The organism is Enterococcus sp. DIV1368f (genome assembly GCF_051712245.1).
Classification (GTDB): Bacteria; Bacillota; Bacilli; order Lactobacillales; family Enterococcaceae; genus Enterococcus; species Enterococcus faecalis.
Genome location: NZ_JBIOON010000001.1, coordinates 2,008,937 through 2,024,544 on the forward strand (window position 1 = coordinate 2,008,937; position 15,608 = coordinate 2,024,544).

At 38.1% G+C, this 15,608-nt stretch carries 15 protein-coding genes; 2 read left to right on the plus strand and 13 right to left on the minus strand.

Translation table 11 applies throughout. From position 1 onward, the window contains the following. Window positions 1-4 precede the first annotated feature (4 nt). On the minus strand, window positions 5-1,039 hold the full coding sequence (locus IGL07_RS09815) for an inorganic phosphate transporter (protein WP_002356704.1): 1,035 nt from the start codon (window positions 1,037-1,039) through the stop codon (window positions 5-7). Window positions 1,040-1,249: 210 nt separating this feature from the next. Here IGL07_RS09815 and rpsT point away from each other — a divergent pair, with 210 nt between their 5' ends. Continuing rightward, a complete protein-coding gene (gene rpsT, locus IGL07_RS09820) occupies window positions 1,250-1,501 on the plus strand; it encodes a 30S ribosomal protein S20 (RefSeq protein WP_002356703.1) in 252 nt (83 codons plus the stop codon). 86 nt (window positions 1,502-1,587) lie between these two features. On the opposite strand, the gene IGL07_RS09825 is transcribed toward rpsT, so the two are convergent. Further along, entirely contained in the window at window positions 1,588-2,145 is a 558-nt protein-coding gene (locus IGL07_RS09825) for an acyl-CoA thioesterase (RefSeq protein WP_002382741.1), read from the minus strand. A gap of 168 nt (window positions 2,146-2,313) precedes the next feature. Here IGL07_RS09825 and IGL07_RS09830 point away from each other — a divergent pair, with 168 nt between their 5' ends. Beyond that, window positions 2,314-3,255: a ketopantoate reductase family protein gene (locus IGL07_RS09830; protein WP_010817509.1), complete on the plus strand. Its 942-nt coding sequence runs from the start codon at window positions 2,314-2,316 to the stop codon at window positions 3,253-3,255. Between the two features lie 51 nt (window positions 3,256-3,306). Here IGL07_RS09830 and holA read toward each other — a convergent pair whose 3' ends face one another. The 11 genes from holA to IGL07_RS09885 form a co-directional block, all read right to left on the minus strand. Beyond that, window positions 3,307-4,335: a DNA polymerase III subunit delta gene (holA, locus tag IGL07_RS09835; RefSeq protein ID WP_002362655.1), complete on the minus strand. Its 1,029-nt coding sequence runs from the start codon at window positions 4,333-4,335 to the stop codon at window positions 3,307-3,309. A gap of 57 nt (window positions 4,336-4,392) precedes the next feature. Next, on the minus strand, window positions 4,393-6,657 hold the full coding sequence (locus IGL07_RS09840) for a DNA internalization-related competence protein ComEC/Rec2 (protein WP_195526181.1): 2,265 nt from the start codon (window positions 6,655-6,657) through the stop codon (window positions 4,393-4,395). 34 nt (window positions 6,658-6,691) lie between these two features. Further along, a complete protein-coding gene (locus IGL07_RS09845) occupies window positions 6,692-7,195 on the minus strand; it encodes a ComE operon protein 2 (RefSeq protein ID WP_002356697.1) in 504 nt (167 codons plus the stop codon). A 122-nt stretch (window positions 7,196-7,317) separates the two neighbouring features. Next, entirely contained in the window at window positions 7,318-7,995 is a 678-nt protein-coding gene (locus IGL07_RS09850; protein ID WP_002376704.1) for a helix-hairpin-helix domain-containing protein, read from the minus strand. 62 nt (window positions 7,996-8,057) lie between these two features. Then, on the minus strand, window positions 8,058-9,128 hold the full coding sequence (locus IGL07_RS09855; protein WP_002382735.1) for a SepM family pheromone-processing serine protease: 1,071 nt from the start codon (window positions 9,126-9,128) through the stop codon (window positions 8,058-8,060). Next, window positions 9,115-9,606: a pantetheine-phosphate adenylyltransferase gene (coaD, locus tag IGL07_RS09860; protein ID WP_010817512.1), complete on the minus strand. Its 492-nt coding sequence runs from the start codon at window positions 9,604-9,606 to the stop codon at window positions 9,115-9,117. The genes IGL07_RS09855 and coaD overlap by 14 nt, the downstream gene beginning before the upstream one ends. Before the next feature lies 1 nt (window position 9,607). Then, window positions 9,608-10,201: a 16S rRNA (guanine(966)-N(2))-methyltransferase RsmD gene (gene rsmD, locus IGL07_RS09865; protein ID WP_002414371.1), complete on the minus strand. Its 594-nt coding sequence runs from the start codon at window positions 10,199-10,201 to the stop codon at window positions 9,608-9,610. Between the two features lie 59 nt (window positions 10,202-10,260). Next, window positions 10,261-10,611, minus strand: a complete 351-nt coding sequence (locus tag IGL07_RS09870; RefSeq protein WP_002359714.1) for a YlbG family protein — start codon at window positions 10,609-10,611, stop codon at window positions 10,261-10,263. Further along, on the minus strand, window positions 10,601-11,035 hold the full coding sequence (locus IGL07_RS09875) for a YlbF family regulator (RefSeq protein ID WP_010817513.1): 435 nt from the start codon (window positions 11,033-11,035) through the stop codon (window positions 10,601-10,603). The genes IGL07_RS09870 and IGL07_RS09875 overlap by 11 nt, the downstream gene beginning before the upstream one ends. Beyond that, window positions 11,032-12,156, minus strand: coding sequence for a CAP-associated domain-containing protein (locus IGL07_RS09880; protein ID WP_010712686.1), 1,125 nt, complete (start codon window positions 12,154-12,156; stop codon window positions 11,032-11,034). Before IGL07_RS09880 ends, IGL07_RS09875 begins: the two co-directional genes overlap by 4 nt. Window positions 12,157-12,172: 16 nt before the next feature. Further along, a complete protein-coding gene (locus IGL07_RS09885; protein ID WP_002372200.1) occupies window positions 12,173-15,601 on the minus strand; it encodes a pyruvate carboxylase in 3,429 nt (1,142 codons plus the stop codon). Window positions 15,602-15,608: the final 7 nt, after the last annotated feature.

The following is a 15,608-nucleotide window of genomic DNA, read 5'->3' on the forward strand; positions in this document are numbered from 1 at the left end:
CTCCTTAAAAAATTGCAATAAATAATTTTGACATCACATAAGCGATCAGCCCACATCCTGGGAAAGTTAAAATCCATGCTATCAGCATTTCTTTCACGATACGCCAGTCAACACTTGAGATTCGCTTAGAAGCACCTACTCCCATAATCGCTGTTGTTTTTGTATGAGTAGTTGAAACTGGAATCCCAAAAGCCGATGCTAAAAATAAACAAATAGCCGTGCTTAAATCTGCAGTGAAGCCTTGATAGCGTTCGAGTTTTACCATATCCATCCCGACTGATTTAATGATTCTCATGCCGCCCACAGAAGTTCCGATGCCCATTGTAATGGAACACAGAACCATAACCCATAACGGAATCACAAAACCGCCACCTGTTTTTTCGACTAAATTATTATAAAAAAGCACTAACATGAACACGCCCATAAATTTTTGCCCATCTTGCGCACCATGTAAAAAAGCATTAGCTCCTGCACCAAAGGCTTGCCCAACTGTAAAAAATTTGTTGGCTTTTCTTCTAGGCACAGCCGAGAAAGCTTTCACAACAAGTTTGGCAATCAAATATCCGCCGCCAAAGCCCATAACGGTAGAAACAACTAGACCAACAAGCACTTTGATCCATTCCGAGCCATTGACTGCACCCAAACCACCTAATGCCATTGCCGAACCAGTCAAGCCGGCAATTAACGCATGGCTTTCACTTGTGGGAATACCAAAATACCACGCAGCAACTGCCCAAACCACAATTGAAAAAAGCGAAGCAGCCAAAGCCACCTGTGAAGCGTTTCCATTTGCGTCAAAACTAACAATGTTGCTAATCGTTTCAGCTACTTGGGCATTAAAAAAGGTCATGACTAATGCACCTAAAAAGTTCATCACAACAGCCATCCAAATTGCGACATTCGGTTTTAACACCCGAGTCGAGACAGCGGTTGCAATTGCGTTCGGCGCATCCGTCCAACCGTTAACAAAAATTACACCCATTACCAAAGTAATCGTTACCAATAATGCAATACTCACAAAGACACCACCATTTTTCATTTATCTATTTTATCATAGCATGTTTTAAAAAAAATGTATGCTTTTTTCTTAAGGCTCTGGCAAATTTTCTTATTTTTTTCTTGAAATTGTCTGTTAAGGAAAAAAACTTGTCGTCTTTTATTGCAATGGAACAATGGATTAGGTATAATGATTACTGTTGAATTACATTGGCTGACCAGTGTAAAACCTAAATCATCGGAGGTGAAACAAATGCCAAATATCGAATCTGCAATCAAACGCGTACGTACAAGTGCTAACGCGAATGCGAAAAATTCATCTCAAACAAACGCAATGCGTACAGCAATCAAGAAATTTGAAGAAGCTGTAGCTGCTGGAGCTGATAACGTCGATGCTTTATACAACGAAGCTGTTAAAGCTGTTGATATGGCTGCAACTAAAGGTTTAATCCATAAAAACAAAGCTAACCGCGATAAAATTCGTTTAAGCAAATTAGCTAAATAATGTGAGATAGAAGTTAGCATTCATGTTAGCTTCTTTTTTCATCAAAAAATGTCCAAGTCTGTTTTCACAAAGACTCGGACATTTTTTTATAAAGGTGAATCAATCCACGGTAAATCTGTTGTGAGATGTTGACTAAATAATTTAGTCTCTTCTCGCAAAGCTAAACGTTGTTGTCGTCTCGTTTCATAATTGGAACAAATCAACTTTTCTTCTGCAGTTTCTGGGACGACTGCCGCTAATTGGAAGTCACTTTCGGGATTCATATGAGACGGAATGGCTACAAAAGTTGTAAAACAAGTCGCCGCTAAATAACGCTCTCCAGTTGTTAAATCTTCTCCTACAACTTTAACAAATACTTCCATCGATTTATGATGCACGCCAGAAACAAACGTTTCAACACACACTGAGTGATTTTCTTTTAAAGGTTTTAAAAAATTCAAGTTATCTAAAGATGCTGTAACTGCCCCTCTCCGACAATGTCGTGAAACGGAAATGGATGCGGCGTCATCAATTAAAGACATTAATTTCCCACCAAATAGTGCACCAAAGGGATTTAAATCAAAGGGAAATACACGATGTGTTTGAATCACTCGTGATTCTCGACAAAATTTTTCTTTCGTCATTAACGATTCCTCTACTTTCATTTATAAACTTTTCCACGCTTTACTTTAGCTTACTTTACCATTTGATGCAATCCTTACTTTTTAGGAAACATTTAAAAAATAACAAATTTGCAAGTCCCATTTATTCATTTTTAGGAAAGTTGCTGTATAATAATAACGGTTAAAGAACTTTTAAGGAGATGGATACACATGAAAATTGCAATTGCTGGTGCCGGCGCTATGGGCAGCCGTTTAGGAATTATGTTGCATCAAGGCGGAAATGATGTAACTTTAATCGATCAATGGCCCGCGCACATTGAAGCCATTCGTGAACATGGTTTAATCGCTGATTTTAATGGAGAAGAAGTTGTCGCAAAACTACCAATCTTCTCACCAGAAGAAATTGACCATCAAAATGAACAAGTAGATTTAATTATTGCTTTAACCAAAGCACAACAATTAGATGCAATGTTTAAAGCGATTCAACCAATGATTACTGAAAAAACGTATGTACTATGTTTATTAAATGGCTTAGGTCATGAAGATGTACTAGAAAAATATGTGCCAAAAGAAAACATCTTGGTTGGCATTACCATGTGGACAGCTGGTTTAGAAGGACCGGGACGTGTTAAACTTTTAGGTGATGGCGAAATTGAATTAGAAAATATTGATCCTTCTGGTAAAGAATTTGCTTTAGAAGTCGTTGATGTCTTCCAAAAAGCTGGGTTAAATCCAAGCTATAGTAGCAATGTTCGCTACTCTATTTGGCGGAAAGCCTGTGTCAATGGCACGCTAAATGGTTTGTGTACAATCCTTGATTGTAATATTGCCGAATTTGGTGCACTACCTGTTAGTGAATCCCTTGTTAAAACATTAATCAGTGAATTTGCAGCAGTCGCAGAAAAAGAAGCCATTCATTTAGATCAAGCAGAAGTCTATACACATATTGCTCAAACTTATGATCCAAACGGTATTGGCTTGCACTATCCATCTATGTATCAAGATTTAATTAAAAATCATCGTCTCACAGAAATTGATTACATTAATGGTGCTGTTTGGCGCAAAGGACAAAAATACAACGTAGCAACACCTTTCTGTGCCATGTTGACACAGCTTGTTCACGGAAAAGAAGAACTATTAGGAGCTAAATAATAAGAAAGTACCAGAGGCAATCGTTGTATGACGATTGTCTCTGGTACTTTCTTATTTTGCTTGTGCAGTCAATTTTAAAATAAATAATTGGAATAGTAATTCTTTATCCATTTGGCCCGTTTTCATGCGGTAATCATTTTCAACTAATTCATCATAAAGTCTTTCTAATCGAGACAATTCAAATCGTCGGACTTGTTGTAACGCTAACTTGACTCGATAAGGATGAACCTTTAATGTATCAGCAATATTCGCTTGTTGATAGCCCATCTTAGCCAAAATTTTTGTTTGTAGAAAAAGGCGAATCTGATTCAGTAAGATTGCATTTAACTTAATGGTTTCTTCTCCTTGTAAAAGTAAATCTTCATACAATTGAACAGCTTTTTCACTGTTTCCAGAAAGTACTTCGTTGGTTAAATCAAAAACATTATGTTCCAAAGACTTAGGGACTAATTCTTGAACCGCACCTCGTGTAATTGTCTTCGTTTCAAGGGCATATAAATACAGCTTCTGTAATTCTCCCATAATTTTTGATAAGTTCAAGTCTGTCAATTGAAGTAATAAATCAAAAGCATCGGAGCGAATAGTGTACCCTTCGCTCTCAATCGTTTGAGAAATGTACTGACGAATAGCCTTTTCATCCATTGGATTGACGTCAACTACTGTGGCATTTTTTTTCAATGCTTTGGTAATTTTTTTGCGTTCATCTAATTTTTCATATGAGGCCATAAAAACAAGAACAGTTGTTGGTGATGGACTTTCCAAATAATTCAATAAAAGATTGACATCATGTTCCACACCGTTTGTTTTTCTTTCGGCAGTTAAAAAGTAAGGATTTTCCACAAAGACAAGGCGATAATCACCAAAAAACGGAATTGTTTCCGCTTCAGCAATCGCTGCACTTAAAGGTGTTTCCTCCATATCAAATGAGAAAAAGTTAAATTGATCATCCTCTTCCGTCAACAATTCTTTCATCAATGTTGTTTTAAATAATTCAGTTAAATAAAGTTCTGTTCCTATTAATAAATAAACTGGAGCGATTTTTTGCTCTCGCACTTCTTTCAAAGCTTTTTGTAACTCCATTGGCTCGCTCCTTTTCTCGTTTCTCTTGTTTATCCTATCATGTTACTTCTGGAAATACTAGTCTTGTTCTTTAACAAATTTGGCTTTAGAAAGCCCTTGCCAGGGTAACCATTGATAATAAATCATTCCTTGAAGATCGGTCCGATAATAATTTATTTTTTGCTCCTCCAGCGTCGCTAATGTCTCCTGATGAGGATGTTTAAAACGATTATTCAGTCCAGCCGAAATCAATGCTTCTCGCGGATTAAGCTGTTTGATAAATCTTTTAGTAGACGACGTTTTACTACCATGATGACCGACTTTCAAGATGTCGATTTTCAACTGGGGATAGCGAGCCAACACTTGTTCTTCTCCTTCGGCTTCCAAGTCACCAGTAAATAAAAAATGCCGTCCGCCTAATTGTGTGGAAAACACTATCGAGTCATTATTGCCCCCAATACTGCTCTTATTTGGTGATAAAATTTGAAAAGAAACGGGCCCATTAATTCGCTTGGGCGCTAAAATCGGCCGACAGTCTGTCCCGCTTTTTTGGAGTTGTTTCAAGACTTGGCGAAACGAAAAATTGGCTTCAGCTGCTCCTTTAGGAAAATAAAGAACAGAAATTGGAACCTTCTGCGCAATGGCTAATAAATCGCCAAAATGGTCTTCATGTGCGTGTGTGATGATCACTTCATCTAAACGTTTGACTCCTTGACTTTTGAGAAAAGGAATCACTGAATATTCCGCTCCTGATCGACTATTTTTCCGTTGCCGCCAAGCTTCTTTGTCAAAAGACAACCGACCACCTGTATCGATCAGTGTATTTTTTCTGTGAAAAGGCGCTTGGATAAACAAACTATCCCCTTGGCCTACATCGATCATTGCAACAATGCCAATTGGCGAAAGGTATTTACTATTTATCAAAACAATTAGTAGTCCGATTGAGAAAAAAATTTTTTTAGACTTGTCTGCTAAATAAATCATTGAAAGTCCGATTAGTAATAACAAACTAATTTGTATCCAAGAATTTAAATAGCTGATGGTCAGCTTCGGATTTAAGTGAACTAGCACCCACTCAAATAAGCCATTCATTGTTAAAAATAGCGGTTCGAGCAAGGCTGCTAAATAGCGTGCTGGCATAATAATCACTAGAAAAAAGCTCAACGTCAAAAGCGGTAACAAGAACCGTTCAAAAATTGATAACAAGAGAAATGTTAAGAAACTTCCTAACAAGGGCCATTCATAAAATGATTGGACTAAAATAGGTAAGGAAGCCACAGCCAATAGGAAAGAGCCTAAACAATTTTTAATGAAAGGCGAAGAATAACCAACCAATGTTTGCTCTAAAAACAGCAGAACAAAGGAAAGTAAGTAGCTAAATTGACCGCCGACTGAAAAAAAGAGGGTTGGCTGAACAATCAAGTGCACTAAGAGAGTTAAACTCCAACAATCGAGGGCCGGTACCTGCCAATTAAACCGTCGATTGAACGTATTGAGGTTTGTTTGTAAAAGCGCCCGCATGACACTGACTGAGAATCCTGTTAAACCAGCATATATCAGTGAAAAACCGCATTGCCACAAAAAATAACTTTCTTGCGTTCGGCGAGCAATTCTTAGCATTAGCAAGCGAAATAAACGAAGGAAAAAAGAAACATGCATCCCTGACAAACTAAAAAGATGCAAAATGCCTAATGCTGAAAATTTATCGCTTATTTCAGCAAATTCTTCATTACGAAAACCTAAGAGCAACGCATTCATATACATTGCACTAGTCTCAGCAAAATTTTTCTGAATATGTACCATCGCCCACTTCCGCCAGCCGCTAATGATTTCTTTAAACCGCCAAGAAAAAAAAGGACGCGGTTGTCCTATCTCCTCAATGAATAAAATAGCTTCGATTCCTTGATTCTTTAAAAATAGTTGATAATTGAAGCCATTTTTGTTGGTTTGACCTTGGGGCGAGTCTAAAATACCTACAGCGGTTGCCTGAATGGTTGTGGTTAGTTGTTGCCATTGCTGTTTTTCTTTCACACTTTTTAATTGGTAAAATGCCAGTACTTTCTGCCTTTTGCCTTTTACGATCCAATTGGCAGGAAATTTCACTTGATCGCCATCTACTTGTATTTCATCTGGTAATATCATTAGCTGTCCTGACAAGCGGACTTCTTTAGGCAACAAAGAGACTGGCTTTAACCACTGGAAAATCAATACGCCTCCTACTATTAAAAAACTGCACAAAAAACCTCCCAATATAACAGGAAAACTTTTTGTACAGACAATACGGATAACAGTGATAGAAAGAAGAAGAGCTCCTAATAAACTAGGTGCGAAAAGACACCACAGCCCACAACTAGTCAGCAGAGCTATGAAGAACCAATTATTCCTCAGCTGAGGAAGGATTGTCCTCAAGTGTGGCAAATTCTTCTCCCCATTGTAATTCGGCAAAATATTTTGGTACTAAAGTCACTTTTTCAACCGTGGCTCCTACTTGTTCAATTAAATTTAGGGCGTACGCATCATTACGGTAATCCTTTAAATAATAAATCTTTTTAATCCCTGCTTGTAAAATCATCTTTGTACATTGCAGGCAAGGGAAATGTGTCACATAAATTTCTGCCCCTTCTGTAGGGACGCCAAACTTCGCACATTGTAAAATTGCATTCATTTCTGCGTGGATTGTTCGAACGCAATGATTATCAACAACATAGCATCCTTCATCAATACAATGCGTTCCGCCACTAACTGAACCATTGTAACCCCCTGCAATAATTCGTTTGTCGCGAACAATGGTTGCTCCGACAGTTAACCGTGTGCAAGTACTTCTTAATGATAATAAGACGCTTTGTCCCATAAAATATTGGTCCCATGGAATTCGTTCCATAATAAACCTCCTTTATTTTTAATGACTCCTGTGTTCGATTTGCCAAATCATTTAATCTTATTACAAATAGTATGTTATCCGCATCCCATAGTCAAGAATTCTCAGGAATTTTCTGTTAAAAGTTAGCCAGTCACTGTCAACATGTCTTTTAAACGTTCTACTGTTTTCTCTCCAATACCTGGAACATTTTTCAGTTCCTCGACGGTTTTAAACGGTCCTTGTTCGTCACGAAAACGAATAATCTCTTGTGCTTTTTTCGCACCGATTCCTGAAATCGTTTGTAGCTCTGCTTCTGTTGCCGTATTAAGGTTGATTTTTTCCTCCTGATTTTGCTGAGCAGGTGCCGATTCCTGCAGCGTTTCTAATGACTGTGCCACTGCTTCTCCTTTTTTGGGCACGTAAATAATCATTTGATCTTTTACTTTTTGAGCGTAATTGACCTGGGCAGTATCAGCTTCCTCGCTCACGCCTCCAGCTAAAGCTAAAGCATCCCAAATCCGCTGCTGATTTTTTAGTTGATAGATTCCTGGTACTTTCACTGCGCCTTTAATATCAACATAGATCATTGTTTCTGCCCTTTCTTTTGTGGCATCTGTGGCGACCTCTGCCATAGTGGTCAGACTTGTCTCCTCCCACATTGTGGTGTCTACTCGTGGCTCCTTATTAACCATCAAATAAATGCCCACTAATAGAGTTATCAAAATAACTATAGACGCGCCACTACCTAGCAATAGCCACTTTTTAGGTAACTGTTTCAACCAATCCATCGTTTGTCCTCCCTTCAAAATATAATTACGCATTTTTTAACAAAAAAATGCACCTGGACCAAAAATCACTAGTAATTTTTGGTCCAGGCGTACTTTTATTTTAATTTCTCTAGATAGTTCAAGGCATCTTGAACCGTTTTTACTGGGACAATTTTCATTTTTGTCCCAATTTTTTTCGCAGCTTCTTGTGCTTCTTGATAATTCGATTTGATTTTTGGCTCAACTTTTTTCATTTCTGAAGTTATTTCATCATCAGGTGCAAAGAAAATTTCTGCGCCGTTCTCACTGGCAGTTACAACTTTTTTGTCAATGCCTCCGATTCTACCAACGATTCCTTGACTGTTCATCGTACCTGTTCCAGCAATTTCATGACCTTTACGTAAATCTTTATGACTTAATTGTTCATAGGTCTGCAAAGTAAACATTAAACCAGCCGATGGCCCACCAATATCACCCGCTTCAATAGATACTGGGATAGAAGAATCAATTTCTGTATGGTCAGTCAAACCAATACCAATCCCCGCTTTTTTATCTGTTGGCAATTCAATTAATTTGCCGGTCGCTTCTTTTGCTTTGCCATCTTGAATAAATTGAACTGTGACTTTTTGATTCACTTTTTGTGCTTTAATGTAATTCATTAATTCTTCACTGCTTTTAAAAGATTTACCATCCACGCCTGTCACGGTATCGCCAACTTCAATTTTTCCTTTAAAACTTGAGTTGTCTTCCATCGCTAACACATAGACGCCCTTAAATTTCATCTCATATGGAACCTTCGCTAATTTTAAGGCTTGCTCAATTGCAGCGTTTTTTGAGGAATCCATATAATATTGTTGAATTCGATTATATTCGCTATTACTACTATCCCCCATTAATTCTTTTTTGGACATGACTTCTTGAAAATCCGAAAAGTTTGCTTTTATGGCAGAAAAAATAGTGGCCGAACGAATGCCCACCGTTGTTAAATAAAAAGCACCGGACTGCGTATCTTTTTTCCCATCAACAGTTACAAACTCTTTTAAATTTTCTGTCGTTCCTGGTCCTTCAATATAATAAGGAATTGGGACGATAAACAAACCAATTAGCAGCAATGCCAATACCATTGGAATGAGTGATTTAAACGAAAATTTTTCTGTTTTTTTATTCATTATTTTAGCTCCAGTCATTCTTCTTTTGTTTTAACGCATGATAAATATTGGGAGGAAGATAGTCAGACACATCGCCCCCAAAACGTAAAACTTCTTTTAGTAAACTGGAGCTTACATGTGCATATGGTTCTTCTGCTAATAGAAAAACCGTTTCAATTTCTGGCGCCAGATGTTGATTCATTTTAGCAATGTCTTTCTCGTACTCGTAGTCTTTGACGTTTCTAATACCACGAATCAAAAAATTAGCCCCTAATGATTTTGCACTTTCCACAGTTAACTGGGTTTCTTGCATGATAACACGCACATTTGGCATTTCTTTAGTTGCTTCTTCAATTAAATATTTTTTCTCTTCTGGCATAAATAATGTTTGCTTACTTGTATTTATAAAAACGCCAATAATGACTTCGTCAAATAACTTCGCACTGCGTTCAATCAAATTTAAATGACCATTTGTCATCGGATCAAAACTTCCGGGAAATAGAGCAATTTTACGCATCCTACGCCTCCTGACGATAAATCGTTACTTGAGTGATTCCGTAAACGGTTTCTCTTGTTTTTTCTAGTGTACCAATCGTTTCTGGTAACTTGACAGTTTTATCTGTTTCACAAACGATAACGGCTTCGTTTGTTAATAACTGCCGTTCTAACATCTTTTCTAATTGTGAAACAATTTCTTGTTTGGCATAGGGCGGATCCAATAAGACCAAATCAAATTGTAGCTTCTCTTCATAAAACTGTTCTAAGGCACGATTAGCATCCATTTTTCTAACTTCAAATTTTTCTGGTTCTTTTGTAATCGCAATATTTTCTTTAATTACTTTTAGTGCAGCAAAATTCTTTTCAATACAAATACTTTTGTCCATTCCACGAGAAACGGCTTCAATCGCTAACCCGCCACTTCCTGAATATAAATCCAGCGCCATTCCACCATCGAAATATGGACCAATCATATTAAAAATAGATTCTTTTACTTTATCTGTTGTGGGCCTAGTATTGTCGCCATCTAACGCTTTCAAGCGCCGGCCACCATATTCTCCAGAAATAACACGCATTGTTTCGACTCCTTTATCAATCATTCTTTTATAATTCATTATAACAAAAAGAGTGAAAAATGTTTGAAATTTCTCATAACATTTCTCACTCTTTTGCATTAGACATTCTCTGCTAAGCGAATCTCTGTAGATAATTCCTCTACTACATAGCCATCGTCTTCTTGTTCTTGATAAGCCGCTTTGGTACCAATTTTTTCAGCAAAATTCATTTCGACATCTGGTCGATACGATTTATCGACACTACGAACAAAATGTAACTGATTAATTTTTTCCATGTTACTTTCAATATTTTCTTCATTCATGTAAATCACCACATATTTCATTTTTCGTGAAACATAGTGAATCAGTCCATATCGGCGTAACTGTTTTAACGGTTTTAATGTGTATACCCAAACAATTAGGCAACGACGCTCTTGAAGCGTAAATTCTTTTTCTTCTTTAGCTTGCATGGCAGCTTCCTCCACAACCTGAATGTTTCTTTCCTCGTTCAAAGAAAGGATTTCCAGCATCTACTTTAATATCTTCAGAAATTAGTTGCGCAATCTTTAAACCAATTGTATCTAGCAACGTTTGAACGTTTGTCTCAGCAAAACGATAATTTGCAACGATTTCATTTAAATCAAGCGCCCGCTTTGCTTTACGTAGGGCTCGTTGTTTCTCCCGAAAATCGGGTGCATGAATTCCATAAGCCTCTACTCGCTCAAAAGCTGACTTAGCTTCTAAAAATGCTTTTTGCAACTGAGCAACTTCCGCCGAAGCATACATAGCATTTTTTGTTTCTTTATAGTTTTGAACAGCATCACTTTCTAAAAGTGCTGAAATTAAGCATTCTGTTTGATCTTCAATTGCAAATAAATGTTCTGTCACAATCATAACTTTTCACTACTCTCCGTGATTTGCCTATTTTCTGGTCGTTTCTCTAATAAGACTAACACACCTTCATTGGAAAAGGCAACGCCCAATTCTGTCGTTTCTGACTCAGCAAAATAGCTATCATATTGCGGGTCCGAAAACCATGACAAAATAGTAAAGGTACTATCATAAACAGGTTCTTGGAAAATACCTGTCGGTTCTCTCAACGAAAGTTTGCTCGTTTTAACTAATAAAGAAAATTCATCCTTAGTCAACTGAAAGGGATGAATAGCCGTATGTTCCTCTCTTGTTTGTAACAATTCCGCTTGTCGATTTGCCGACAAAATTGTTGATGTATGGTTAGCCAGCGTTTGATACAATGTTTGGGCATCTTTTTGACTTTGTGTGGAAACTGAAAAAGCAGCTTGCTTTTCTTGCTGTTTAACCAGATTCATGACATAAATCGCTTGGTTACTTTGAACAGGATCGAAGGTCATTGACTGCGTTATATCAACTGGCAAAGGAGAACCTTCATTTAATTGATACGGCATTTCCGTAAGCAACGTTTCTTTATTGACATAATTAACTGCCATTAAACCACCTGTCCGCTGATTAAAAAATAACACTGCAAAACTGCCATTATCAAAAGCAACCAATGGTCGATAGTTCATATCTTCTTCCATCAGCTCGACATCGTAAGCTTCATGATGAAAATTAAATGCAAAATTAGAATAAATCGTCATTAAATCAGACAAGTCAGCAAGCTTCATATCTATCTTAAACGGTTCTATCATTTTGTCATTGTTAAAGGCCTTAATTGCGATGACTTTATTTTCTCGAACGTTGACTTCTAAGTAATCATTCATCGTCAAACCGAACGTCCATAATTCATACGTACGACCTGTTTTAATTTTTTCTTTAGGATTGCCAAACTGGCGGATAAAGGTTTCCACATCTTTCCCTATGTATGCTGCGTAGCCAGAAGCTGGCAATTCTTCATGAGGAACAGCAGTGTGAGCGCTGGATAAGCGCCCACTTTGAGCTGTTTCGGTTGGTTTTTCAGCAGGGAAAAAAACTGGCTCTAAATATCCGATGAGTAGAACTGTTAAAAAAACAGCAGTAAAGGCCCAAAATCGCTTCATTTTTTCCCCTCTCATCTTATTTTTCTTTCACTTCTAATAACAAATCACCTGAGCTGATTGCTTCGCCTTCTTCAACATAAATGTGATCTACCGTGCCCGCAAAACGTGCTTCGATAGTCGTTTCCATTTTCATGGCTTCTGTAATCAGCAACGGCTGACCTTTTTCTACTTTATCGCCACGTTTGACCAATACTTGTAGAACAGAACCAGACATCGTTGCGCCGATTTGTTCTTTATTAGTTGGTTCCGCCTTTTGTTTTACTTGAACAGCAGACTTAATGGAGGCATCTTTAACTAAAACCTCACGACGTTGCCCATTCAAATTGAAGAACAAGACACGGTTTCCGTCAATATCAGGTTCGCCAATTTCATCTAAACGAATAATTAACGTTTTTCCTCGTTCAATTTGAACTTCCAATGTCTCTCCTTGACGAATACCATTAAAGAATGTTGGCGTATCTAATAAGGTTATATCTCCAAAGGTTTCGTATTTTTGACGATACTCTAAAAATACTTGTGGATACATTAAATAACTTAAAACTTCTTCCAATTTAGGTTGATACCCAATTTTTTCGGCTAATTCTTCTTGTACTTTCGCAAAATCAACAGGTGCTGCTAAGTCACCTGGCCGCTCTGTGAAGGCTGGTCGACCTTTTAGAATAATTCGTTGGAGCTCTTTCGGGAACCCACCAACTGGTTGACCTAAATCACCTTGGAAAAAAGTCACAACTGATTCAGGAAAACTTAGTTCTTCGCCACGCGCATAAACATCTTGTTCTGTCAGATGATTTTGAACCATGAAGAGTGCCATGTCTCCCACGACTTTTGAAGATGGCGTCACTTTTACAATATCACCAAACATCAAATTCACTGTGTGATACATTTTTTTGATTTCATCCCAACGGTGCCCTAAGCCTACCGCTTTTGCTTGCTGCTGTAGATTAGAGTATTGACCACCAGGCATTTCATGCATATAGACTTCTGTTTGCGGTGCATTTAACCCATTTTCAAATGGTTGATAATACATGCGCACATCTTCCCAATAATGATTGATTTTCTGTGCATTATCAATGTTAATAGTTGGCGTCCGTTCACCATTGACTAAAGCATAATATAGACTGTTCATACTTGGCTGGCTAGTTGCGCCACTCATCGCACTCATTGCGACGTCAACAATATCAACGCCTGCTTTAGTAGCTGCTGAATAAGTGATGATCCCATTGCCACTAGTATCGTGGGTATGGAGATGAATTGGTAAATCCGTGGCTGCCTTTAATTCACTAATTAAACGATAAGCAGCTTGTGGTTTCAATAAGCCAGCCATATCTTTAATCGCAATGATTTGTGCCCCTAAATTTTCCAATTCTTTAGCCATATCAAGGTAATATTGAACATTATATTTTGCTCGGGCTGGATCATTGATGTCCCCAGTATAACAAATTGCTGCTTCCGCAATTTTTCCGGTATCCCGAACGACTTGAATACTTTTTTCCATTTGAGGAATCCAGTTTAAGCTATCAAAAATTCGGAAAACATCGACTCCTTGGCGAGCGGATTCTTTAATAAATTCTTCAATAACATTATCAGGATAATTTTGATAGCCTACCGCATTAGATCCTCTGAACAGCATTTGTAAAAGTGTGTTTGGCATCAACTGACGAATTTTTCTTAAACGTTGCCATGGGTCTTCGGTTAAGAAGCGATAGGCAACATCGAACGTAGCGCCACCCCACATTTCACTAGAAAACAGCTCAGGCAGGGCTGCATCAGTTAGACCAGCAATTGCTTTAAAATCTTGTGTTCTCACACGAGTAGCTAATAAACTTTGGTGCGCATCACGGAACGTGGTATCTGTCATTAACACACTTTCTTGATTCTTAACCCAATCAATGACGGCGGTTGCTCCTTGAGCGTCTAGAATATTTTTAGCTGTGATCACTTTTTCTGGAACTTCAATATCTGTCGGCACGCGCGGGGCTTCAAAATATTTTTTCTCCGTTCGTTCAATGCCAGGGAACCCATTGACCGTTACTTCTCCAATGTATTTCATCGTTTTATTGCCACGATCGCGCATACGAGGAAATTCAAATAATTCAGGTGTATTATCAATAAAGGTTGTTTTGGCTTCGCCAGATTGAAACGCTGGATAGCTCACAACATTTTGTAAAAACGGAATATTTGTTTTCACGCCACGAATCCGAAATTCTTTTAAGCAGCGTTGCATTTTACTGATTGCCTGTTCAAAAGAGAAACCATGCGTACAGACTTTAACCAATAAAGAATCAAAGTAGGGCGTCACAGCGTAGCCAGAATAAGCATTCCCTACATCTAAACGCACACCAAACCCACCTGGTGAACGATACGTATCAATTTTCCCTGTATCTGGCATAAATTGGTTCAAGGGATCTTCAGTCGTAATCCGACATTGAATAGCCGCGCCTTTTAATGTCAATTCGTTTTGTTTTGGCAAATGCATATCTTTATGCAAATCAAGCCCTTGCGCAATTTGTAATTGAGAGATCACAATATCAATATCTGTAATCATTTCTGTGATAGTATGTTCTACCTGAACACGAGGATTCACTTCAATAAAATAAAACTGATCCCCTTCTACTAAAAACTCAACCGTTCCCGCATTCACGTAGCCGACATGCGCCATTAACTGTACAGCAGCCGAACAAATGGCTGCTCGTTGTTCTTCATTCATTGATACACATGGTGCGACTTCTACCACTTTTTGGTGGCGTCGTTGAACGGAACAATCACGTTCAAATAAATGCAAGACATTCCCATGATGATCGCCTAAAATTTGTACTTCGATATGTTTAGGATTAGAAATATACTTTTCAACATAAACCTCGTCAGAACCAAAGGCTGCTTTCGCTTCACTTTTTGCTCTTTCGTAACCTTCTCGTGCTTCTTTGGCATCGTGGGCAACGCGCATCCCGCGACCGCCGCCACCTAAAGCAGCTTTAATCATGATAGGAAAGCCATGCGTTTCACCAAAGGCTACGACCTCTTCCACCGTTGCTACTGGCCCATCTGAGCCTGGAATCGAAGCAATCCCCGCAGCTACAGCTGCTTCTTTCGCTTTAATTTTATCGCCAAAAATATCTAAATGATGTGTTTTAGGTCCAACAAAAATGATTCCTTCTTCTTCACAACGTTCGGCGAAGCGTAAGTTCTCAGATAAAAAGCCATAACCAGGATGAATGGCATCTGCTCCCGATTTTTTGGCAATTTGGATAATGTTTTCAATGTCTAAATAGGCTTCAATTGGTTTTTTCCCTTTACCAACTAAATACGCTTCATCAGCTTTGAAACGATGAACAGAATACTCATCTTCTGCAGCATAAATCGCTACTGTACGGATATCTAATTCTGTACAAGCTCTAAAAATTCGAATCGCAATTTCGCCACGATTGGCAACTAATACCTTTTTCATAACGTCA